Below are 21,675 nucleotides of genomic sequence, written 5' to 3'. Positions count from 1 at the left end.
GGCGGGAGAATGTCGCTGCAACCCCATATCCAGTTAAGCAAGGAGATGACAGGCGCACGCTATGCGCTGCTGCCGGGAGACCCGTTGCGAGTCGATCGCATCGCCAATTTTCTTGATAACCCAGAATCGCTTGGTCAAAACCGTGAGTTTCGCGCCGCGCGAGGTTGGTATCAGGGGATCGAGATTTTAGTGCTCTCTACCGGAATCGGTGGACCGTCTACGGCTATTGCCATTGAAGAACTGCGTCAAATCGGTGTAAAGACCCTGATTCGTATCGGTAGCTGCGGGGCATTGCAGGATAATCTTGCGCTTGGTGACGTGATTATCGCCCATGCCGCGGTAACGGATGACGGGACCAGCCGTACCTATGCGCCTGCGGGCTATCCGGCCTGCGCCGACCCGCAGTTAACCTGGGAACTGATGGCGCAAGCGCGGCAGATGAATATTCCCGCCACATGCGGCCTGGTGCGCAGCCACGATAGTTTTTATACCGACCGGGAAGCGGAACTGGATGCGCAGTGGTCGGCACTCGGCGTTCTGGGTGCGGATATGGAAAGTGCCGCTTTGATGACCATCGGTGCGCTGCGCGGGTTACGTACGGCGTCATTACTCAATGTGGTGGTTGCCCACAACGGTTGTCTGGATAGCAGTATCAATGATTATGTCCAGCAGGAAACGTTGTGCCAACAGGGCGAAGAACGGCAAATTACCCTGGCGCTACGCGCCATTCATTCCGATAGTCAGCAAGGAGGTCAGTGATGGACTTTTTTAGCATTAACAATGTAATGGTCAACATTCCTCTCGGCGAAGGCGGCTATGCACTATCTTGGATTGAAGCCATTGGTACCGTATTTGGTCTGTTATGTATCTGGTGTGCCAGCCGGGAAAAAATCATCAATTACCTGTTTGGCCTGATTAACGTCACGCTGTTTGCAGCAATCTTTTTCCAGATTCAGCTCTATGCCAGCTTGTTGCTACAGGTGTTTTTCTTCGCCGCTAACATTTACGGTTGGTATGCGTGGAGCCGGCAAAATGAGGCGCAGGAAGCAGCGCTCAAAGTACGTTGGCTTTCCCGTCAGCAAACCCTGGTACTGGGCGGCGTTTGCGCGGTGGCGATAGTTTTGATGACGCTGTTTATCGATCCGGTGTTTGCAGCGCTTACCCGCATTATGATTGCACTGCTACAAATGATAGGTATACCGGTCGCGATGCCTGACCTTCAGCCCGATGCCTTCCCGTTCTGGGATTCCACCATGCTGGTGTTGTCGATTGCGGCCATGATTCTGATGACGCGTAAATATGTCGAAAACTGGCTGCTGTGGGTGCTCATCGACGTGATTAGCGTGGTTATTTACGCGGTGCAGGGCGTTTACGCCATGTCGCTTGAGTATGTCCTGCTGACGGCAATCGCGGTGATGGGATCCTACAGCTGGATCAAGAGCGCGCAGCGCAACGGCTATACACCACTAGCCGCGACAGCTTCCTGATTGACCCGATTTTCTGGCTACTCACAGGGGTAGCCAGTTACTCTTTTTCTCCCTCTTTCTGCTACAATCCACCTCCCCCGTGTTTACAGATTGAGCAATCCCTTATGCGTTTGAACCCCGGACAACAACAAGCCGTCGAATTCGTCACCGGACCTTGCCTGGTGCTGGCGGGAGCGGGTTCCGGCAAGACGCGTGTTATCACCAACAAAATAGCCCATCTGATCCGTGAATGTGGCTATCAGGCACGACATATTGCGGCAGTGACCTTTACCAATAAGGCTGCGCGCGAGATGAAAGAGCGCGTGGCGCAAACGCTGGGTCGTAAAGAGGCGCGTGGGTTGATGATCTCCACCTTCCACACCCTGGGACTGGATATCATTAAGCGTGAATACGCGGCGCTGGGGATGAAGTCTAACTTCTCGTTGTTTGACGATACTGACCAGGTGGCCTTGCTTAAGGAACTGACCGAAGGGCTAATCGAAGACGATAAGCTTATTCTCCAGCAGCTGATCTCGACGATCTCCAACTGGAAAAACGATCTGATGACTCCGGCGCAGGCGGCAGCCAGCGCAAAGGGCGAGCGCGATCGTATTTTTGCCCACTGCTATGGTCTGTATGACGCGCATATGAAGGCGTGTAACGTCCTCGATTTTGACGATCTGATCCTGCTTCCCACGCTGCTGCTACAGCGCAATGAAGAAGTACGTGAGCGCTGGCAAAACAGAATCCGCTACCTGCTGGTGGATGAATATCAGGATACCAACACCAGCCAGTATGAGCTGGTGAAGTTGCTGGTAGGGAAACGTGCGCGCTTTACCGTCGTGGGCGATGACGATCAGTCGATCTACTCCTGGCGCGGCGCCCGTCCGCAGAACCTGGTACTGTTGAGCAAAGATTTTCCGGCTTTACAGGTAGTGAAGCTGGAGCAAAACTACCGTTCATCAGGTCGCATCCTTAAGGCGGCGAACATCCTCATTGCGAACAATCCACACGTCTTTGAAAAGCGGCTCTTTTCCGAGTTGGGTTACGGTGCTGAGCTGAAGGTACTGAGCGCAAATAATGAAGAGCATGAAGCCGAACGTGTGACCGGGGAATTAATTGCCCATCACTTTGTGAACAAGACGCAATATAAAGACTACGCCATCCTTTATCGCGGCAACCATCAGTCGCGCGTGTTCGAAAAGTTTCTGATGCAGAACCGTATCCCGTACAAAATTTCCGGCGGAACGTCGTTCTTCTCGCGTCCGGAGATTAAAGATCTGCTGGCCTACCTGCGTGTGCTGAGCAACCCGGATGACGACAGCGCATTTTTGCGCATCGTAAACACGCCAAAGCGTGAAATCGGTCCAGCCACGCTGCAAAAGTTGGGTGAATGGGCGATGACGCGTAATAAAAGCCTGTTTACCGCCAGCTTTGATATGGGGCTTAGCCAGACACTGACCGGGCGCGGGTATGACTCTCTGACCCGCTTTACGCACTGGCTGGGTGAAATTCAGCGCCTGGCGGAGCGCGAACCGGTTGCCGCCGTGCGCGATCTTATCCACGGTATTGATTACGAATCCTGGCTGTATGAAACCTCGCCGAGCCCGAAAGCGGCTGAAATGCGTATGAAAAACGTCAATACGCTGTTCAGCTGGATGACGGAGATGCTGGAAGGCAGTGAGCTGGAAGAGCCGATGACCCTGACCCAGGTAGTTACCCGCTTTACCCTGCGCGACATGATGGAGCGTGGAGAGAGCGAAGAAGAGCTGGATCAGGTGCAGTTGATGACGCTGCATGCCTCAAAAGGGCTGGAGTTCCCTTACGTGTTTATGGTGGGAATGGAAGAAGGATTTTTGCCGCACCAGAGCAGTATCGATGAAGACAATATCGACGAAGAACGTCGTCTGGCTTACGTAGGGATTACGCGTGCACAGAAAGAACTCATCTTCACTCTGTGTAAAGAGCGTCGTCAGTATGGTGAGCTGGTGCGTCCGGAACCGAGTCGTTTCCTGCTGGAGCTGCCACAGGATGACGTTATCTGGGAACAAGAGCGTAAAGTGGTGAGCGCTGAGGAGCGGATGCAAAAAGGGCAGGCAAGCATCGCTAATATTCGGGCAATGATGGCAAAAGCCAAAGCGAAGTAGGTATTTTGTAGGCCGGATACGTGTAAACGCGCGCTATCCGGCAACCAACATCTAATGAACGTCCAGCGGCCAGTGGACATAGCTTTGCCACTGACTTTCCTGATCGATTAACTCTTTACCCAGCGGATGATGTTCCAGCCAGCCTTCTGGTAGCGTGACTGTCAGGTGCTCGTTTCTTGCATCCATTTGAATTTCCGGCACAAGATCGTCACGGCGACGGCTGGCGAAGATGATCGCCAAACGTAGCAAACGGCAAAGATGCTCCGCGATGCGCGGTGGCACTGCGTTTTGCTGGTGGAGCGAAGAGAGATCGACGGGGTTGGTCTGGTTGAGTAACAGCGTTGCTAGCAGTTTCTTTTGCGCAGGGGTAAAACCTGGGAGATCGAGATTGCGCACCAGATAAGCGGCATGCTGTGGTGCCTGTTTAAAATCAACGCTCAGGCCAATTTCATGCAGCTGACAGGCACTAATCAGTAGTTCGCGGCTAATCGGTTCAAGATGCCACTTTTTTTCTACCTGATCGAGAAATTTAGTCGCTAAATTGGCAACGCGATGTGCTTGCTCTGTATCGACCATAAAGCGACGCTGGATATTGCGTAATGTGCGGCTACGAATATCCTGATCCACCGCCAGATGCAGCATGCCGTAGACCAGACCTTCACGTAATGCGCCGCCGGCCAGGGTCATGCATTGAATGTTCAGTTCGGTGAAAATAGCAATCAGAATGGCCAGCCCGCTGGGGAAAACCAGCGCACGTTCCAGCGTTAACCCTTCGATTTCCAGCTCTTCCAGACGACCGCAGTGAATGGCGCGCTGCTTAAGCTGCTGAAGTTTGGCCAGCGTAATGCGCTCATCCATACCCTGCGCCATCATGATTTCCTGCAACGCCTGGACGGTACCAGAGGCACCAACGCAAACTTTCCAGCCATGAAAACGCAGTTTGTCGGCGACCGGGCGCAGAACTTCACGTGCGGCCTTCTCTGCCTCGTCAAAGTTTTCCTGTGCCAGATTACGATCGGTAAAATAACGTTCGAGCCAGGTGACGCAGCCCATCGACAGGCTGAACAGAGAGGTGGTTTGTGCGCCGGAACCGGTGACTAATTCAGTGCTGGCGCCACCAATATCCACAACCAGACGCTGATCGGCACCGCCGGTTGTGTGGGCCACACCTTGATAAATCAGTCGCGCTTCTTCTTCACCGCTAATTACCTGGACAGGGCAGCCAAGGATCTCTTGCGCTTTAGCAATAAACACATCGGCATTTACGGCGATGCGTAATGTTGCCGTGGCGACCACGCGGATTTGAGGATGCGGAATATCCTGCAGACGTTCTGCAAACAAGCGCAAGCATTGCCAGCCGCGCTCCATCGCTTCAACAGAGAGCTCGTTGTCACCGTTGAGTCCAGCGGCCAGACGCACTTTGCGTTTGATACGCGTGAGCGTCTGGATGCTTCCTGCCACCTCGCGTACAACCAGCATATGAAAACTATTCGAGCCGAGATCGATTGCTGCATACAGCGAAGTAGAATTCATACACTTCATCCTTCAACCTGTATCTGTGTTGGCTGCGTTCTCTCACCCGAATCATTTACTAAAATAAGCTCATCGGGATTCGTTTTCTTGCCGCCTTGATACAGGCTGAATGATTTTGTGTATGGCATAACTTTTCTTAACCTGAACGACGACGATTACGCGGAGCACCACCGGTACGGCGTGGGCCATTGCCTGTACGCGGGCGCGTTAAGCGCAACGGCTTCGGCAGATCGGTCATCAGCGCATCCGGGTTATATTTGCTGACCGGAATCGAATGGCCGATATAGGTCTCGATTGCGGGTAAATTCAGCGCGTACTCTTCACAAGCCAGGCTGATAGAGTGACCGCTTGCGCCAGCACGTCCGGTACGACCGATTCGGTGAACGTAATCTTCACAGTCATCCGGCAGGTCATAGTTAAATACGTGCGTTACTGCTGGGATATGCAGGCCACGCGCAGCGACATCCGTCGCAACGAGAATGTCGAGATCGCCACGGGTGAACTCATCAAGAATACGCAGACGTTTTTTCTGTGCTACGTCACCGGTCAGCAGACCGACGCGATGACCGTCCGCAGCAAGGCTGCCCCAGATATCTTCACAACGATGCTTGGTGTTAGCAAAAACAATGGCTCGATCTGGCCACTCTTCTTCAATCAGCGTTTGCAGCAAACGCATTTTCTCTTCGTTGGAAGGGTAGAAGAGCTCTTCTTTAATGCGGTGGCCAGTTTTCTGTTCCGGTTCGACTTCAACGTACTCAGCGTTATTCATCTGTTCGAACGCCAGTTCGCGAACGCGGTATGAGAGGGTTGCAGAAAACAGCATGTTCAGACGTTGGGTGGTTGGCGGCATACGACGGAACAGCCAACGGATATCTTTAATAAAGCCCAGATCGTACATACGATCGGCTTCATCCAGCACCACGACCTGAATCGCGCCCAGATTAATGTGGTTCTGTTTTGCATAGTCGATGAGACGACCGGTCGTGCCGATAAGAATATCGACGCCGCTTTCCAGCACTTTCAGCTGTTTATCGTAACCGTCGCCGCCATACGCCAGGCCTAATTTCAGACCAGTGGTTTGTGCCAGCGGCTCGGCATCGGCGTGGATCTGCACGGCTAATTCACGCGTTGGCGCCATAATTAACGCACGCGGTTGGTTCACCTTGCGATCGGCAATCGCGGGATGAGAGAGAAGATAATGAAACGTTGACGTCAGGAACGCCATCGTTTTTCCGGTACCGGTTTGCGCCTGCCCGGCAACATCACGACCAGCCAGCGTTAGCGGCAGCGCGAGGGCCTGAATGGGCGTACAGTTATGAAAGCCTTTATTTTCAAGGGCTTCTATCACCTTTGGGTGCAGGGCGAAGTCGGAAAACTTCTGTTCTGTTAAATGTGTTTTGCTCATAGTGTGGTAGAATATCAGCTTACTATTGCTTTACGAAAGCGTATCCGGTGAAATAAAGTCAACCTTTAGTTGGTTAATGCTACATCAACACGTCGTTGATTAATGCTACACCAATGCACCAGGCTTATTCCTGTGGAGTTATTATGAGCGATAAAATTATTCACCTGACTGACGACAGTTTTGACACGGATGTACTCAAAGCGGACGGAGCAATCCTCGTTGATTTCTGGGCAGAGTGGTGCGGTCCGTGCAAAATGATCGCTCCGATTCTGGATGAAATCGCTGACGAATATCAGGGCAAACTGACGGTTGCTAAACTGAACATTGACCAAAACCCAGGCACCGCGCCGAAGTATGGTATCCGTGGCATCCCGACCCTGCTGCTGTTTAAAAACGGCGAAGTTGCGGCGACGAAAGTCGGCGCGCTGTCCAAAGGTCAGTTGAAAGAATTCCTCGACGCTAATTTAGCGTAAGGAAGTCTCATGATCGGGCGACCCTACTTCGAAATGATTCGGATGACTGGACGCCCGACTTGAGTCGTGCTAAGTTAGTGTTGACTTCGTATTAAACATACCTTATTAAGTTTGAATCTAGTTATATCCAATACTTCCCGTTGTTTCTCGCGCGAGGAGTGGACAGATTCCTGGCTTGTCACTCAATCCGTCTTGTCGTTTCAGTTCTGCGTACTTTCCTGTGACCAGACAGCGAACAGACATGAGTTGATGGCCGTAAACAGGCATGGATGACCCTGCCATACCATTCACAACATTAAGTTCGAGATTTACCCCAAGTTTAAGAACTCACACCATTATGAATCTTACCGAATTAAAGAATACGCCGGTTTCTGAGCTGATCACTCTCGGCGAAAATATGGGCCTTGAAAACCTGGCTCGTATGCGCAAGCAGGACATTATTTTTGCCATCCTGAAGCAGCACGCAAAGAGTGGCGAAGATATCTTTGGTGACGGTGTGCTGGAGATATTGCAGGATGGATTTGGTTTCCTCCGCTCTGCAGACAGCTCCTACCTCGCCGGTCCTGATGACATCTACGTTTCTCCCAGCCAAATCCGCCGTTTCAACCTCCGCACTGGTGATACCATTTCTGGTAAGATTCGCCCGCCGAAAGAAGGTGAACGCTACTTTGCGCTGTTGAAAGTTAACGAAGTTAACTACGACAAACCAGAAAACGCCCGTAACAAAATCCTCTTTGAGAACTTAACGCCGCTGCACGCAAACTCTCGTCTGCGTATGGAACGTGGTAACGGTTCTACTGAAGACTTAACGGCGCGTGTACTGGATCTGGCATCGCCGATCGGTCGTGGCCAACGTGGTCTGATTGTTGCTCCGCCGAAAGCGGGTAAAACCATGCTGCTGCAGAACATCGCGCAGAGCATTGCATACAATCATCCTGACTGCGTGCTGATGGTGCTGCTGATTGACGAACGTCCGGAAGAAGTTACCGAGATGCAGCGTCTGGTGAAAGGTGAAGTGGTTGCCTCTACCTTTGACGAACCAGCCTCCCGCCACGTTCAGGTTGCGGAAATGGTTATCGAGAAGGCGAAACGTCTGGTTGAACACAAGAAAGACGTTATCATTCTGCTTGACTCCATCACCCGTCTGGCGCGTGCATATAACACCGTGGTTCCGGCTTCCGGTAAAGTACTGACCGGTGGTGTGGACGCCAACGCCCTGCATCGTCCTAAGCGTTTCTTTGGTGCTGCACGTAACGTGGAAGAGGGCGGTAGCCTGACCATCATCGCGACTGCGCTGATTGATACCGGCTCTAAAATGGATGAAGTTATCTACGAAGAGTTTAAAGGTACCGGCAACATGGAACTGCATCTCTCTCGTAAGATTGCTGAAAAACGCGTCTTCCCGGCTATCGACTACAACCGTTCCGGTACCCGTAAAGAAGAGCTGCTCACCACCCAGGAAGAGCTGCAGAAAATGTGGATCCTGCGCAAAATCATCCATCCGATGGGTGAAATCGATGCAATGGAATTCCTCATTAACAAACTGGCGATGACCAAGACCAACGACGACTTCTTCGATATGATGAAGCGTTCCTGATTCGGGCATCATCTGAAAACGCCACGTTTTTACGTGGCGTTTTGCTTTTGTGGATGTAATCTTAACGACACAATAATAATAATCCGGTATGACATACCGCCTGGCGATGAAGGGTTGTAATTCGTATTTTGTGGTTAATAATCATACAGAACCACCTGATATGGAATCGGGTTTCTCTTCTGAATAATCGCCTGGATGGTTATACTTCATATATTGATATTCTTTGAGAGTATGTATAGTGAATTTACTGACAGCAAGTACTGATCTCATCAGTATTTTTTTATTCACAACGCTGTTTCTTTTCTTTGCCCGTAAGGTTGCGAAAAAGATAGGATTGGTGGATAAACCCAACTTCCGCAAACGTCATCAGGGACTGATTCCGTTGGTTGGGGGGATTTCGGTTTACGCAGGCATTTGCTTTACGTTCCTCATCGCCGATTATTATATCCCGCATGCAACTCTCTACCTGGCTTGTGCCGGTGTACTGGTGTTTATCGGTGCGCTGGACGACCGCTTTGATATCAGTGTAAAAATCCGTGCGACCATCCAGGCTATCATCGGCATCATTATGATGGCGGTAGGTAAGCTCTATCTGTTGAGCCTTGGGTTCATTTTTGGCCCTTGGGAGATGGTGCTCGGTCCTTTTGGCTATTTCCTTACCCTTTTCGCCGTTTGGGCTGCAATTAACGCCTTTAACATGGTGGATGGGATTGATGGTCTGTTAGGCGGGCTATCCAGCGTATCATTCGCCGCAATGGGGCTTATCTTGTGGTTTGACGGCCAGACAAGCCTGGCTATCTGGTGTTTTGCCATGATCGCCGCCATTCTGCCTTACATCATGCTGAACCTGGGTATTCTCGGACGTCGCTATAAGGTCTTTATGGGTGATGCGGGGAGTACGCTGATTGGCTTTACGGTCATCTGGATCCTGCTGGAGACCACTCAAGGTAAAACGCATCCTATTAGCCCGGTCACCGCACTGTGGATTATTGCCATTCCGTTAATGGATATGGTGGCGATCATGTATCGTCGTTTACGTAAAGGTATGAGCCCTTTCTCCCCGGACCGCCAACATATTCACCATTTAATTATGCGCGCCGGGTTTACCTCCCGACAGGCTTTTGTCCTGATTACGCTGGCTGCTGCGATCCTGGCCTCTATCGGCGTGTTGGCTGAATATTCTCGGGTCGTTCCGGAATGGGTGATGCTGGTGCTCTTTTTACTGGCATTTGTCTTGTACGACTATTGTATTAAACGTGCCTGGAAGGTAGCGAGATTTATCAAACGCTGGAAGCGCAAGTTGCGTAGAAACCGTGACAGTAAACCAAACTTAACCAAATAAATTGAGGGTACGATGACACAACCATTACCGGGGGAACATGCCATGAGCGCTGAAAATGAACTGGACATCCGTGGGTTGTTTCGTACTTTGTGGACAGGGAAGGTGTGGATCGTCGGTATGGCTCTCGCCTTCGCGTTAGTCGCTCTCGCCTATACGTTTTTTGCTCGTCAGGAGTGGAGCGCGACGGCGATTTCAGACAGGCCAACGGTTAATATGTTGGGCGGCTATTACTCTCAGCAGCAGTTCTTACGTAACCTGGACATCAAGGCCAGTCTTGCATCTGCGGATCAGCCGTCAGTGATGGATGAGGCCTATAAAGAATTTATCATGCAGCTTGCCTCATGGGATACGCGCCGTGAATTCTGGCAGCAGACTGATTATTACAAGCAACGTATGGTGGGGAACAGTAAAGCCGATGCGGCGATGCTGGATGAACTGATTAATAACATTCAGTTTATGCCCGGCGATGCGGTTCGTAATACCAATGACAGCGTGAAGCTGATTGCCGAAACGGCACCTGATGCCAACAATCTGTTGCGTCAGTACGTCGCGTTTGCCAGTCAGCGTGCGGCGCGTCATCTGAACGACGAGTTAAAGGGAGCCTGGGCTGCGCGCACTGTGCAGATGAAGGCGCAGGTTAAACGCCAGGAAGAAGTGGCGAAATCGATTTTCTCTCGCCGAGTTCACAACATTGAGCAGGCTCTCAAAATTGCTGAACAGCATAATATTTCGCGTACTTCCACTGACGTTCCGGCTGAAGAGCTACCCGATTCTGAACTGTTTTTGCTTGGACGTCCTATGCTGCAGGCGCGACTCGAAAACCTGCAATCTGTTGGTCCCGATTTCGATCTGGACTACTTCCAAAACCGAGCCATGCTTAACACACTGAACGTTGGGCCAACTCTGGATCCGCGTTTTCAGACCTATCGTTATTTGCGTACGCCGGAGGAACCGGTAAAACGTGACAGCCCTCGTCGTGCCTTCCTGATGATTATGTGGGGCATCGTTGGGGCTCTGATCGGTGCTGGTGTCGCGTTAACCCGTCGCCGCACGATTTAGCAATATCGTTGCAGTGAGGGGCTGGGCCCTCACTGCCAATCCGAAGAGAATCGATGTGAAAGTACTGACTGTATTTGGCACGCGACCGGAGGCCATAAAAATGGCACCTCTGGTTCATGCGCTGGCAAAAGATCCTGATTTTGAGGCAAAAGTTTGCGTCACGGCGCAGCATCGGGAGATGCTCGATCAGGTGTTGAACCTCTTTTCCATTGTACCTGACTACGATCTCAATATTATGCAGCCAGGTCAGGGACTAACAGAAATTACCTGCCGAATACTGGAAGGATTAAAGCCAATTCTGGCTGATTTTAAACCTGACGTTGTGTTAGTTCACGGCGATACCACAACCACCATTGCTACTAGCCTGGCCGCGTTCTATCAGCGCATCCCGGTAGGGCATGTGGAGGCAGGCTTACGTACAGGCGATCTCTACTCTCCCTGGCCGGAAGAGGCGAACCGTACGCTGACCGGGCATCTGGCGATGTATCATTTTGCACCAACAGAAAACTCGCGCCAAAACCTGTTACGGGAAAACATTTCTGATAACCGCATCTTCGTTACAGGTAATACGGTTATTGATGCGTTGATTTGGGTACGCGATCGCGTACTGGCGAGCGATGCATTACGAGCTGAACTGGCAGAGCATTATCCATTCTTGAGCTCGGATAAAAAGATGATACTGGTGACCGGTCATCGTCGGGAAAGCTTCGGTCGTGGTTTTGAACACATTTGTCATGCGCTGGCGGAAATTGCCGCGGCCAATCAGAACGTACAGATTGTCTATCCGGTGCACCTGAATCCTAACGTCAGCGAACCGGTTAATCGCATTCTGGGTCACGTTGAAAACGTCATCCTGATTGAACCGCAGGATTACATGCCGTTTGTCTGGCTGATGAATCACGCCTGGCTGATCCTTACCGACTCTGGCGGGATTCAGGAAGAAGCCCCATCTCTGGGGAAACCGGTACTGGTGATGCGCGAAACGACGGAACGTCCGGAAGCGATTACTGCAGGCACAGTACGTCTGGTAGGGACCGACCCGCAGCGTATTGTCGAAGAAGTCACGCGTTTGCTGCATGACGACAATGAATATCAGACCATGAGCCGCGCCCATAATCCGTATGGTGACGGGCAGGCATGTGGCCGCATTTTACACGCGTTAAAAAATAATCGGATATCGCTATGAGTTTTACGACCATTTCTGTCATTGGGCTGGGTTATATCGGACTGCCGACGGCGGCTGCCTTTGCTTCCCGTCAAAAGCATGTGATTGGCGTAGATGTAAATCAACACGCGGTGGATACCATTAATCGCGGTGAAATTCATATCGTTGAGCCAGATTTGGGCGCCGTGGTGAAAACGGCGGTCGAAAATGGATTTCTGCGTGCGACCACAACCCCTGTAGATGCGGATGCCTATCTGATTGCTGTGCCTACTCCGTTTAAGGGGGAGCACGAACCCGATATGGTTTATGTGGAAGCCGCGGCTAAATCTCTTGCACCGGTGCTGAAAAAAGGCGCGTTGGTGATCCTTGAATCGACGTCGCCTGTCGGGGCCACTGAACAGATGGCCACATGGCTTGCAGAAATGCGGCCTGACCTGACGTTCCCGCAGCAAGTCGGTGAACACGCGGACGTTAACATTGCTTATTGCCCAGAGCGCGTGCTGCCGGGCCAGGTGATGGTTGAACTGATTAAAAACGACCGCGTGATTGGGGGAATGACCTCCGTCTGTTCCGCGCGTGCTAGCGAACTGTACAACATTTTCCTGGAGGGCGAATGTGTCGTGACCAACGCCCGTACGGCGGAAATGTGCAAACTGACTGAAAATAGCTTCCGCGACGTCAATATCGCCTTCGCCAACGAGCTGTCGCTGATTTGTGCCGATCAGGGTATCAACGTCTGGGAACTGATTCGACTGGCAAATCGCCATCCGCGCGTGAATATTTTGCAACCGGGTCCGGGGGTTGGCGGGCACTGTATCGCGGTTGATCCGTGGTTTATCGTGGCGCAGAACCCGCAGCAGGCGAAATTGATTCGCACCGCGCGTGAGGTAAACGACGGTAAGCCTCATTGGGTGGTTGATCAGGTAAAAGCTGCCGTGGCCGACTGTCTGGCGGATACCAATAAACGGGCCAGCGAAGTGAAAATTGCCTGTTTTGGTCTGGCATTTAAACCGAATATTGATGACTTACGTGAAAGCCCGGCGATGGGAATTGCGCAAAGCATCGCGCATTGGCACAAAGGCGAAACATTGGTGGTGGAACCGAACATCCATCAACTGCCAAAAAAACTGGACGGTCTGTGCCAACTGGCTGCGCTGGATGATGCTCTGGCAAGCGCCGATGTGCTGGTCTTGCTGGTCGACCATAATGAATTTAAAGCCATTAAAGGCGATGCGGTTCACCAGCAATATATCGTTGATACCAAAGGGGTCTGGCGCTAATGAAACGAATTCTGGTTACCGGTGGAGCGGGATTCATCGGCTCGGCGGTTGTACGGCATATCATTCAGGAGACTCAGGATGCGGCAATTGTGGTCGATAAGCTGACCTATGCCGGAAACCTGATGTCGCTGGAGCCGGTTGCACAGAATCCTCGTTTTACCTTTGAGAAAGTCGATATCTGCGATCGAGCTTCGCTCGACAGGGTGTTTCAACACTATCAGCCGGACTGCGTGATGCATCTGGCGGCAGAAAGCCACGTCGATCGCTCAATTGATGGTCCGGCCGCCTTTATCGAAACTAACATTGTGGGAACCTACACGCTGTTGGAAGCGGCGCGCGCTTACTGGGGTGATTTAACCAGCGAGAAAAAATCAGCGTTTCGTTTCCACCATATCTCGACTGACGAGGTGTATGGCGACCTGCATTCTACGGATGATTTCTTCACTGAAACCACACCGTATGCACCGAGCAGCCCTTATTCCGCGTCGAAAGCCAGCAGCGATCATCTGGTTCGCGCCTGGCTGCGTACCTACGGTCTGCCAACGCTGATAACCAACTGTTCTAACAACTATGGTCCGTACCATTTTCCGGAAAAACTGATTCCGCTGATGATCCTTAACGCATTGGCGGGGAAGCCGTTGCCGGTTTACGGCAATGGGCAACAGATCCGTGACTGGTTGTATGTAGAAGATCACGCCAGGGCGCTCTATTGTGTGGCGACAACGGGCGCGGTGGGAGAAACCTATAATATCGGTGGTCATAACGAGCGTAAAAACCTGGAAGTTGTCGAAACGGTTTGCAGCCTGTTGGAAGAGCTGGCACCGCAAAAGCCGCAGGGTATCGCGCAGTACCGCGACTTGATCGCTTTTGTGGACGATCGCCCGGGTCATGATTTGCGTTACGCCATTGACGCGTCGAAAATTGCGCGTGAACTAGGCTGGATGCCGCAAGAAACGTTTGAAAGCGGAATGCGCAAAACCGTGCAGTGGTATCTGGCTAATCAGGCATGGTGGAAACCCGTGCAGGACGGCAGTTACCAGGGCGAACGTTTAGGTCTGAAGGGCTAACAGCCTGGTTTTGGCTCCCGGAGGAGACAACGCATGAAAGGTATCATTCTGGCGGGTGGCTCAGGTACTCGCCTGTATCCCATTACGCGTGGCGTATCGAAGCAGCTATTGCCTATTTACGATAAGCCGATGATTTACTACCCGTTATCAGTATTGATGCTGGCGGGAATTCGCGAAATCCTGATTATCACTACACCGGAAGATAAAGGCTATTTCCAGCGCTTACTGGGCGATGGATCTGAGTTCGGCATTGAATTGCACTATGCTGAGCAACCCAGTCCGGATGGATTAGCACAGGCGTTTATCATTGGTGAAACGTTCCTTAACGGGGAACCATCATGTCTGGTGTTAGGAGACAATATCTTCTTTGGTCAGGGATTCAGTCCAAAACTGCGTCATGTAGCCGCCAGAACACAAGGCGCGACGGTGTTTGGTTACCAGGTGATGGATCCTGAACGTTTTGGTGTCGTGGAGTTTGACGACAATTTTCGAGCTATCTCGCTGGAAGAGAAGCCGAAAGCACCAAAATCAAACTGGGCGGTGACCGGTCTCTATTTCTATGACAGCAAGGTGGTGGAATACGCAAAACGCGTAAAACCTTCTGAGCGTGGGGAGCTGGAGATTACATCTATCAACCAGATGTATCTTGATGACGGACATCTGACGGTAGAATTGCTCGGGCGTGGCTTTGCCTGGCTGGATACCGGTACGCACGACAGTCTTATCGAAGCGAGTACTTTTGTGCAGACGGTGGAAAAACGCCAGGGCTTTAAAATAGCCTGTCTGGAAGAAATCGCCTGGCGTAACGGTTGGCTGGATGACGAAGGCGTGAAGCGTGCTGCCAGTTCACTGGCCAAAACGGGTTATGGTCAATACCTGCTGGAGCTGCTCCGTGCTCGTCCGCGCCAGTATTGAGCCGCTTAGCTGGGAAAATACGTTCTTTGGCGTGAATAGCGCCATTGTGCGTTTTGACCAACGCGCGCCGGTTCTGACTGCGGATGTGTTGCAGCCCTGGTCGCGGGTACAGGCAAAAATTCCTGCCGCCAATACCCATGAATTAGATGCCCTGCAACAGTTGGGCTTCTCACTGGTTGAAGGTGAAGTGGATTTTGTGCTGCCGGTGATGTGTGCGCATGGCGACCCCGGTGCGCAGGTAGCACAAACTACGGATATCCCGGCATTACGCCAACTGGCAGGACAGGCGTTCGCGCAAAGTCGTTTTCGCGCCCCATGGTATGCAGCAGATGCCAGCACGCGTTTTTATGCGCAGTGGATTGAAAACGCGGTGCTGGGGACGTTCGATCATCAATGCCTCGTTTTTCGTACACCGGCAGGTGATATTCGTGGCTATGTCTCGCTGCGTGAACTGAATGCGACCGATGCGCGAATTGGCCTGCTGGCCGGGCGTGGGGCGGGAGCAGAACTGATGCAGGCTGCCCTTTGCTGGGCGCAGGCTCGCGGTAAAAAAACATTGCGCGTGGCGACCCAAATGGGCAATACCGCCGCGCTTAAACGTTATATACACAGTGGTGCGAATGTGGAAAGCACCGCGTATTGGTTATACAGGTGACACGATGATTCCATTTAACGCACCGCCGGTGGTGGGCACTGAACTCGATTACATGCAGTCTGCGATGAACAGCGGCAAACTGTGTGGCGACGGTGGTTTTACCCGTCGCTGCCAACAGTGGCTGGAACAGCATTTTGGCAGCGAGAAAGTATTGCTGACGCCTTCCTGCACCGCATCGCTTGAGATGGCGGCATTGCTGCTGGATATCCAGCCTGGCGATGAAGTCATTATGCCGAGCTATACGTTTGTCTCCACGGCCAATGCTTTCGTGCTGCGAGGCGCGAAAATTGTCTTTGTTGATATCCGGCCGGATACCATGAACATTGACGAAACGCAGATTGAAGCGGCGATCACCGACAAGACCCGCGCTATCGTTCCGGTGCATTACGCGGGCGTAGCCTGTGAAATGGATACCATCATGGCGCTGGCGACCAAACATAACCTGTTTGTCGTGGAAGATGCGGCCCAGGGCGTCATGTCGACTTACAAAGGTCGGGCGCTGGGGACGATTGGTCACATCGGTTGCTTTAGCTTCCATGAGACCAAAAACTATACCGCAGGCGGTGAAGGTGGTGCGACGCTGATTAATGATAAAAAATTAGTCGAACGTGCAGAGATCATCCGTGAAAAAGGAACTAACCGCAGCCAGTTTTTCCGCGGTCAGGTGGATAAGTATACCTGGCGTGATATTGGCTCCAGCTATCTGATGTCCGATCTGCAGGCTGCCTATCTGTGGGCACAACTGGAAGCGGCTGACCGTATTAACCAGCAGCGTCTGGCGCTGTGGCAGAACTACTATGATGCTCTCGAACCGCTGGCGCGTGCCGGACGCATTGATCTGCCTTCTGTCCCGGAAAACTGCGTGCAGAATGCCCATATGTTTTATATCAAGCTGCGCGATATCGACGATCGCACGGCGTTGATTAACTTCTTGAAAGAAGCTGAAATTATGGCGGTGTTCCACTATATCCCGCTACATGATTGTCCGGCTGGCGATAAATTCGGCGTATTTGCCGGTGTTGATCGTTTCACCACTAAAGAGAGCGAGCGTCTGCTGCGCTTGCCGCTGTTTTACAACCTGTCGCCAGTAAACCAGCGAACGGTCATTTCGACCTTACTCAACTACTTCGCCTGATATGTCGCTTGCTAAAGCGTCCTTATGGACGGCAGCCAGTACGCTGGTAAAAATTGGTGCAGGTTTGCTGGTCGTGAAGCTGCTGGCGGTGTCGTTTGGCCCGGCAGGCGTGGGGCAGGCGGGTAACTTCCGCCAGATGGTCACCGTGCTTGGTGTCCTGGCGGGGGCCGGCATTTTCAACGGCGTCACGAAATATGTTGCGCAGCACCATGACGATCCGACCCGGCTCCGTAAGGTAGTCGGTACATCTTCCGCGATGGTGCTGGGATTCTCTACGCTGATGGCGGTGATTTTTCTGCTGGCGGCCGCGCCAATCAGTCAGGGATTGTTTGGCCATACTCATTATCAGGGGCTGGTAAGACTGGTTGCGCTGGTGCAGATGGGGATTGCCTGGGCGAACCTGCTGCTGGCGTTGATGAAGGGCTTTCGCGATGCGGCGGGTAACGCTCTGTCGTTGATTGTGGGTAGCCTGGTAGGCGTGGTGGCTTATTATGGATGTTATCGCCTGGGAGGGTATGAAGGCGCTTTGCTGGGTCTGGCGTTAGTGCCCGCGTTGGTCGTTATCCCCGCCGCTATTATGCTGATTAAGCGTGGGGCAATTCCCCTGCATTACCTGAAACCCTCGTGGGATAACGGCCTGGCTGGACAGCTAAGCAAGTTTACCCTGATGGCGCTGATTACCTCCGTAACGCTGCCTGTGGCATACGTGATGATGCGAAACCTGCTGGCGGCGCAGTACAGTTGGGATGATGTGGGGATTTGGCAGGGAGTAAGCAGTATCTCTGATGCTTATCTGCAATTCATTACCGCCTCATTCAGCGTTTACTTGCTTCCGACGTTGTCTCGACTGACCGAAAAGCGCGACATTACGCGCGAGGTGGTTAAGTCGCTGAAGTTCGTGTTACCGGCGGTTGCCGCAGCGAGCTTTACTGTTTGGTTGCTGCGTGATTTTGCGATCTGGCTGCTTTTCTCCGCAAAATTCACCGCCATGCGCGATCTGTTTGCCTGGCAACTGGTCGGCGATGTACTGAAAGTTGGGGCGTATGTCTTTGGGTATCTGGTGATCGCGAAAGCATCGCTGCGGTTTTATATTTTGGCTGAAATTAGCCAGTTCATGTTATTGACGGTGTTTGCTCACTGGCTGATCCCTGCACACGGTGCGCTGGGAGCGGCACAGGCTTATATGGCAACGTACATCGTCTATTTTTCTCTTTGTTGTGGCGTGTTTTTACTCTGGCGTAGGCGGGCATGACTGTACTGATTCACGTTCTGGGATCGGATATCCCTCACCATAACCAAACCGTGTTGCGGTTTTTCAACGACTCGCTGGCCGCGACGAGCGAGCATGCGCGCACGTTTATGGTTGCCGGTCAGGATGCGGGACTCAGTGAGAGCTGCCCGGCGTTATCGCTAAGCTTCTACAGCGGGAAAAAGGCGCTTGCTGACGCTGTGATCGCGAAAGCAAAAGCGGATCGCCAACAGCGTTTCTTCTTCCACGGTCAGTTCAACACCAGCCTGTGGCTGGCGCTGCTGAGTGGTGGGATTAAACCGGCGCAGTTTTACTGGCATATCTGGGGCGCTGATTTATACGAAGTCTCCAGTGGACTGAAATTCCGCCTGTTTTACCCGATTCGCCGCATGGCGCAGAATCGTGTGGGCTGCGTGTTTGCCACATGGGGCGATTTACGTTATTTCGCCGAGCAACATCCCCGTGTGCGGGGTGAGTTGCTCTATTTCCCAACGCGAATGGATCCTTCACTCAATAACATGAGCAATGATTGCCAGCGCAGCGGCAAGATGACGGTGCTGGTTGGCAACTCTGGCGATCGCAGCAATGAGCATGTTGCCGCGCTTCGTGCCGTCCATCAGCAGTTTGGTGACACGGTGAATGTGATTGTGCCGATGGGTTATCCCGCCAATAATGCGGCCTATATCGACGAGGTTCGCCAGGCTGGCCTGGCGTTATTTAGCGCAGATAATCTGCAAATTTTGAGTGAAAAGCTGGAATTTGATGCCTATCTAACATTATTGCGGCAGTGTGATTTGGGTTACTTTATTTTTGCCCGTCAACAGGGAATCGGTACCCTGTGTTTGCTGATCCAGGCGGGTATCCCATGCGTGCTCAACCGTGAAAATCCCTTCTGGCAGGATATGGTGGAACAAAATCTTCCGGTGTTATTTACCACTGATGATCTCAATGAAGGCGTCGTACGTGAAGCGCAGCGCCAGTTGGCATCGGTAGATAAAAATACTATTACCTTCTTTAGCCCGAATTATCTGCAGCCGTGGCACAATGCGCTGCGCATTGCTTCAGGAGAAACCGTATGAGCCTGATGCAATTCAGCGGTCTTCTGGTGGTCTGGCTGCTCTCCACCTTGTTTATCGCCACGCTGACCTGGTTTGAGTTCCGCCGCGTGCGTTTTAACTTCAATGTTTTCTTCTCATTGTTGTTCTTGCTGACGTTCTTCTTCGGATTCCCGTTAACCAGCATCCTGGTGTTCCGCTTTGATGTGGCAGTGGCTCCGCCGGAGATCCTGCTGCAGGCCTTGCTGTCAGCCGCCTGTTTCTATGCCGTCTACTACGTGACGTATAAAACGCGCTTGCGCAAACGAGTAGATGATAAGCCGCGCAGGCCGCTGTTTACCATCAATCGTGTTGAAGCCCATTTGACCTGGGTTATCCTGATGGCGATTGCGCTGGTGAGCGTGGGCATCTTCTTTATGCACAACGGATTCCTGCTGTTCAGACTGCAATCCTATAGCCAGATTTTTTCCAGTGAAGTCTCTGGCGTCGCTCTGAAGCGTTTCTTCTACTTCTTCATTCCGGCAATGCTGGTGGTTTATTTCTTGCGTCAGGACAGCAAAGCGTGGGTGTTCTTCCTCGTGAGTACCGTCGCGTTTGGTTTGCTGACCTATATGATTGTGGGTGGGACGCGGGCCAATATCATTATCGCGTTTGCCATCTTCTTGTTTATCGGCATTATTCGCGGCTGGATTTCGCTGTGGATGTTGGCCGCTGCAGGCGTGTTGGGCATTGTCGGGATGTTCTGGCTGGCGTTGAAGCGCTACGGAATGAGCGTTAGCGGCGATGAGGCGTTCTATACGTTCCTGTACCTTACGCGCGACACCTTCTCACCGTGGGAGAACCTGGCGCTGTTGCTGCAGAATTACCACAATATTGAGTTCCAGGGGCTGGCGCCGATTGTCCGTGACTTCTACGTCTTTATTCCCTCCTGGCTGTGGCCTGGGCGGCCGAGTATTGTACTCAACTCAGCGAACTACTTTACCTGGGAAGTGTTGAACAACCACTCAGGACTGGCGATTTCGCCGACGTTAATTGGTTCACTGGTGGTGATGGGCGGGGCGCTGTTTATACCATTAGGCGCGATTGTTGTTGGGCTCATCATCAAGTGGTTCGACTGGCTGTATGAGCTAGGTAACCGAGAAACCAATCGCTATAAGGCGGCGATTTTGCACAGTTTCTGTTTTGGCGCCATTTTCAATATGATCGTGTTGGCACGTGAAGGGCTGGATTCGTTTGTCTCACGAGTGGTCTTTTTCCTCGTGATTTTCGGCGTTTGCCTACTGGTGGCAAAATTGTTGTTCTGGCTGTTTGATAGCGCGGGACTCATTCATAAACGAATCAAATCGCTGCCCCGGACACAGATTGAAGGATCGTAATGACAGATAACACAACTGCGCCGCTGTATTCGCTGCGCGGATTACAACTGATTGGCTGGCGCGATATGCAACATGCGCTGAATTACCTGTTTGCCGAAGGACACCTCAGGTCAGGAACGCTGGTGGCTATCAACGCTGAGAAGATGCTGACTGCAGAAGATAACCCTGAAGTGAGGGAGCTGATCAACGCCGCGGAGTTCAAGTATGCGGATGGGATTAGCGTGGTGCGTTCGGTGCGCAAAAAATTCCCACAGGCGCAGGTTTCACGCGTGGCCGGAGCTGACCTTTGGGAAGCGCTGATGGCGCGAGCTGGGCAAAACGGAACGCCAGTTTTCCTGGTTGGCGGCAAGCCTGAAGTTCTGGCACAAACAGAAGCAAAACTACGTGCGCAGTGGCGCGTGAACATTGTGGGTAGTCAGGACGGTTATTTTACCCCAGAGCAGCGTCAGGCGTTGTTTGAGCGTATTCACGCCAGCGGTGCGCAAATTGTGACGGTGGCGATGGGCTCGCCAAAACAAGAGATCTTTATGCGTGATTGCCGCAAGACTCACCCTGACGCGCTGTATATGGGCGTAGGGGGCACCTACGACGTCTTTACCGGTCACGTTAAGCGTGCGCCTAAAATCTGGCAAAATCTGGGGCTGGAGTGGCTGTATCGCTTATTGTCGCAGCCGAGCCGTATTACTCGACAACTTCGCTTATTACGCTATCTCCGCTGGCACTATACCGGCAACCTCTGACGCTCTCTCTCCTCTG

General features: G+C 52.2%; 20 protein-coding genes. 18 read left to right on the top strand and 2 right to left on the bottom strand.

What is annotated here, in order from left to right; all coding sequences use genetic code 11:
- Window positions 1-9 precede the first annotated feature (9 nt).
- The 3 genes from OGX86_RS22620 (at window position 10) to rep (ending at window position 3,613) form a co-directional block, all read left to right on the top strand.
- Window positions 10-759: a nucleoside phosphorylase gene (locus OGX86_RS22620; protein WP_048227515.1), complete on the top strand. Its 750-nt coding sequence runs from the start codon at window positions 10-12 to the stop codon at window positions 757-759.
- A complete protein-coding gene (gene pnuC / locus OGX86_RS22615; protein ID WP_060683009.1) occupies window positions 759-1,487 on the top strand; it encodes a nicotinamide riboside transporter PnuC in 729 nt (242 codons plus the stop codon). The genes OGX86_RS22620 and pnuC overlap by 1 nt, the downstream gene beginning before the upstream one ends.
- Before the next feature lie 104 nt (window positions 1,488-1,591).
- Complete coding sequence (gene rep, locus OGX86_RS22610; protein WP_003829018.1) at window positions 1,592-3,613, top strand: DNA helicase Rep; 2,022 nt, start codon at window positions 1,592-1,594, stop codon at window positions 3,611-3,613.
- 51 nt (window positions 3,614-3,664) lie between these two features.
- On the opposite strand, the gene gppA is transcribed toward rep, so the two are convergent.
- Together gppA and rhlB are read right to left on the bottom strand one after the other, a co-directional pair.
- Window positions 3,665-5,146 (bottom strand): guanosine-5'-triphosphate,3'-diphosphate diphosphatase, encoded by a 1,482-nt coding sequence (gppA, locus tag OGX86_RS22605; protein WP_003829016.1) that lies wholly within the window; start codon window positions 5,144-5,146, stop codon window positions 3,665-3,667.
- A 136-nt stretch (window positions 5,147-5,282) separates the two neighbouring features.
- Window positions 5,283-6,551, bottom strand: coding sequence for an ATP-dependent RNA helicase RhlB (gene rhlB / locus OGX86_RS22600; RefSeq protein ID WP_003829013.1), 1,269 nt, complete (start codon window positions 6,549-6,551; stop codon window positions 5,283-5,285).
- Between the two features lie 143 nt (window positions 6,552-6,694).
- On the opposite strand from rhlB, the gene trxA reads away from it, so the two are divergent.
- The 15 genes from trxA to wecG all read left to right on the top strand — a co-directional run bounded on the left by trxA (window position 6,695) and on the right by wecG (window position 21,659).
- Window positions 6,695-7,024, top strand: coding sequence for a thioredoxin TrxA (gene trxA / locus OGX86_RS22595; protein WP_001280776.1), 330 nt, complete (start codon window positions 6,695-6,697; stop codon window positions 7,022-7,024).
- Between the two features lie 130 nt (window positions 7,025-7,154).
- Window positions 7,155-7,274, top strand: coding sequence for a rho operon leader peptide (locus tag OGX86_RS22590; RefSeq protein ID WP_049259789.1), 120 nt, complete (start codon window positions 7,155-7,157; stop codon window positions 7,272-7,274).
- Between the two features lie 87 nt (window positions 7,275-7,361).
- Window positions 7,362-8,621, top strand: a complete 1,260-nt coding sequence (rho, locus tag OGX86_RS22585) for a transcription termination factor Rho (protein ID WP_002437993.1) — start codon at window positions 7,362-7,364, stop codon at window positions 8,619-8,621.
- Between the two features lie 238 nt (window positions 8,622-8,859).
- The gene (wecA, locus tag OGX86_RS22580) at window positions 8,860-9,963 is read left to right on the top strand and encodes a UDP-N-acetylglucosamine--undecaprenyl-phosphate N-acetylglucosaminephosphotransferase (RefSeq protein WP_032945680.1); all 1,104 of its coding nucleotides are present in this window, start codon (window positions 8,860-8,862) and stop codon (window positions 9,961-9,963) included.
- A 12-nt stretch (window positions 9,964-9,975) separates the two neighbouring features.
- Window positions 9,976-11,022, top strand: a complete 1,047-nt coding sequence (wzzE, locus tag OGX86_RS22575) for an ECA polysaccharide chain length modulation protein (protein ID WP_003829003.1) — start codon at window positions 9,976-9,978, stop codon at window positions 11,020-11,022.
- A gap of 55 nt (window positions 11,023-11,077) precedes the next feature.
- Window positions 11,078-12,208: a non-hydrolyzing UDP-N-acetylglucosamine 2-epimerase gene (wecB, locus tag OGX86_RS22570; protein WP_048227517.1), complete on the top strand. Its 1,131-nt coding sequence runs from the start codon at window positions 11,078-11,080 to the stop codon at window positions 12,206-12,208.
- Window positions 12,205-13,467: a UDP-N-acetyl-D-mannosamine dehydrogenase gene (gene wecC, locus OGX86_RS22565; RefSeq protein ID WP_008787073.1), complete on the top strand. Its 1,263-nt coding sequence runs from the start codon at window positions 12,205-12,207 to the stop codon at window positions 13,465-13,467. Before wecB ends, wecC begins: the two co-directional genes overlap by 4 nt.
- On the top strand, window positions 13,467-14,534 hold the full coding sequence (rffG, locus tag OGX86_RS22560; RefSeq protein WP_048215226.1) for a dTDP-glucose 4,6-dehydratase: 1,068 nt from the start codon (window positions 13,467-13,469) through the stop codon (window positions 14,532-14,534). Before wecC ends, rffG begins: the two co-directional genes overlap by 1 nt.
- Window positions 14,535-14,567: 33 nt before the next feature.
- Window positions 14,568-15,449, top strand: coding sequence for a glucose-1-phosphate thymidylyltransferase RfbA (rfbA, locus tag OGX86_RS22555; protein WP_032945685.1), 882 nt, complete (start codon window positions 14,568-14,570; stop codon window positions 15,447-15,449).
- On the top strand, window positions 15,427-16,104 hold the full coding sequence (gene rffC / locus OGX86_RS22550; RefSeq protein ID WP_048227518.1) for a dTDP-4-amino-4,6-dideoxy-D-galactose acyltransferase: 678 nt from the start codon (window positions 15,427-15,429) through the stop codon (window positions 16,102-16,104). The genes rfbA and rffC overlap by 23 nt, the downstream gene beginning before the upstream one ends.
- A 4-nt stretch (window positions 16,105-16,108) precedes the next feature.
- A complete protein-coding gene (rffA, locus tag OGX86_RS22545; protein ID WP_048227519.1) occupies window positions 16,109-17,239 on the top strand; it encodes a dTDP-4-amino-4,6-dideoxygalactose transaminase in 1,131 nt (376 codons plus the stop codon).
- A gap of 1 nt (window position 17,240) precedes the next feature.
- Entirely contained in the window at window positions 17,241-18,491 is a 1,251-nt protein-coding gene (gene wzxE / locus OGX86_RS22540) for a lipid III flippase WzxE (protein WP_003017971.1), read from the top strand.
- Window positions 18,488-19,567, top strand: a complete 1,080-nt coding sequence (locus OGX86_RS22535; protein WP_286640716.1) for a TDP-N-acetylfucosamine:lipid II N-acetylfucosaminyltransferase — start codon at window positions 18,488-18,490, stop codon at window positions 19,565-19,567. Before wzxE ends, OGX86_RS22535 begins: the two co-directional genes overlap by 4 nt.
- Window positions 19,564-20,919, top strand: coding sequence for an ECA oligosaccharide polymerase (gene wzyE, locus OGX86_RS22530; protein WP_020996101.1), 1,356 nt, complete (start codon window positions 19,564-19,566; stop codon window positions 20,917-20,919). The genes OGX86_RS22535 and wzyE overlap by 4 nt, the downstream gene beginning before the upstream one ends.
- On the top strand, window positions 20,919-21,659 hold the full coding sequence (gene wecG / locus OGX86_RS22525; protein WP_003017964.1) for a lipopolysaccharide N-acetylmannosaminouronosyltransferase: 741 nt from the start codon (window positions 20,919-20,921) through the stop codon (window positions 21,657-21,659). The genes wzyE and wecG overlap by 1 nt, the downstream gene beginning before the upstream one ends.
- Window positions 21,660-21,675 lie beyond the last annotated feature (16 nt).

Origin of the sequence: Citrobacter sp. Cpo040, from assembly GCF_030332915.1 — a bacterium.
Classification (GTDB): domain Bacteria; phylum Pseudomonadota; class Gammaproteobacteria; order Enterobacterales; family Enterobacteriaceae; genus Citrobacter; species Citrobacter portucalensis.
The sequence above is the reverse complement of the archived record's forward strand: the minus strand, read 5'-3'. Positions and strand labels throughout refer to the sequence as shown.

Coding starts and splice junctions, on each gene's coding strand:
- OGX86_RS22620 (WP_048227515.1), top strand. CDS start 10: ATGTCGCTGCAACCCCATATCCAGTTAAGCAAGGAGATGACAGGCGCA.
- pnuC (WP_060683009.1), top strand. CDS start 759: ATGGACTTTTTTAGCATTAACAATGTAATGGTCAACATTCCTCTCGGC.
- rep (WP_003829018.1), top strand. CDS start 1,592: ATGCGTTTGAACCCCGGACAACAACAAGCCGTCGAATTCGTCACCGGA.
- gppA (WP_003829016.1), bottom strand. CDS start 5,146: ATGAATTCTACTTCGCTGTATGCAGCAATCGATCTCGGCTCGAATAGT.
- rhlB (WP_003829013.1), bottom strand. CDS start 6,551: ATGAGCAAAACACATTTAACAGAACAGAAGTTTTCCGACTTCGCCCTG.
- trxA (WP_001280776.1), top strand. CDS start 6,695: ATGAGCGATAAAATTATTCACCTGACTGACGACAGTTTTGACACGGAT.
- rho (WP_002437993.1), top strand. CDS start 7,362: ATGAATCTTACCGAATTAAAGAATACGCCGGTTTCTGAGCTGATCACT.
- wzzE (WP_003829003.1), top strand. CDS start 9,976: ATGACACAACCATTACCGGGGGAACATGCCATGAGCGCTGAAAATGAA.
- wecC (WP_008787073.1), top strand. CDS start 12,205: ATGAGTTTTACGACCATTTCTGTCATTGGGCTGGGTTATATCGGACTG.
- rffG (WP_048215226.1), top strand. CDS start 13,467: ATGAAACGAATTCTGGTTACCGGTGGAGCGGGATTCATCGGCTCGGCG.
- rfbA (WP_032945685.1), top strand. CDS start 14,568: ATGAAAGGTATCATTCTGGCGGGTGGCTCAGGTACTCGCCTGTATCCC.
- rffA (WP_048227519.1), top strand. CDS start 16,109: ATGATTCCATTTAACGCACCGCCGGTGGTGGGCACTGAACTCGATTAC.
- wzxE (WP_003017971.1), top strand. CDS start 17,241: ATGTCGCTTGCTAAAGCGTCCTTATGGACGGCAGCCAGTACGCTGGTA.
- OGX86_RS22535 (WP_286640716.1), top strand. CDS start 18,488: ATGACTGTACTGATTCACGTTCTGGGATCGGATATCCCTCACCATAAC.
- wzyE (WP_020996101.1), top strand. CDS start 19,564: ATGAGCCTGATGCAATTCAGCGGTCTTCTGGTGGTCTGGCTGCTCTCC.
- wecG (WP_003017964.1), top strand. CDS start 20,919: ATGACAGATAACACAACTGCGCCGCTGTATTCGCTGCGCGGATTACAA.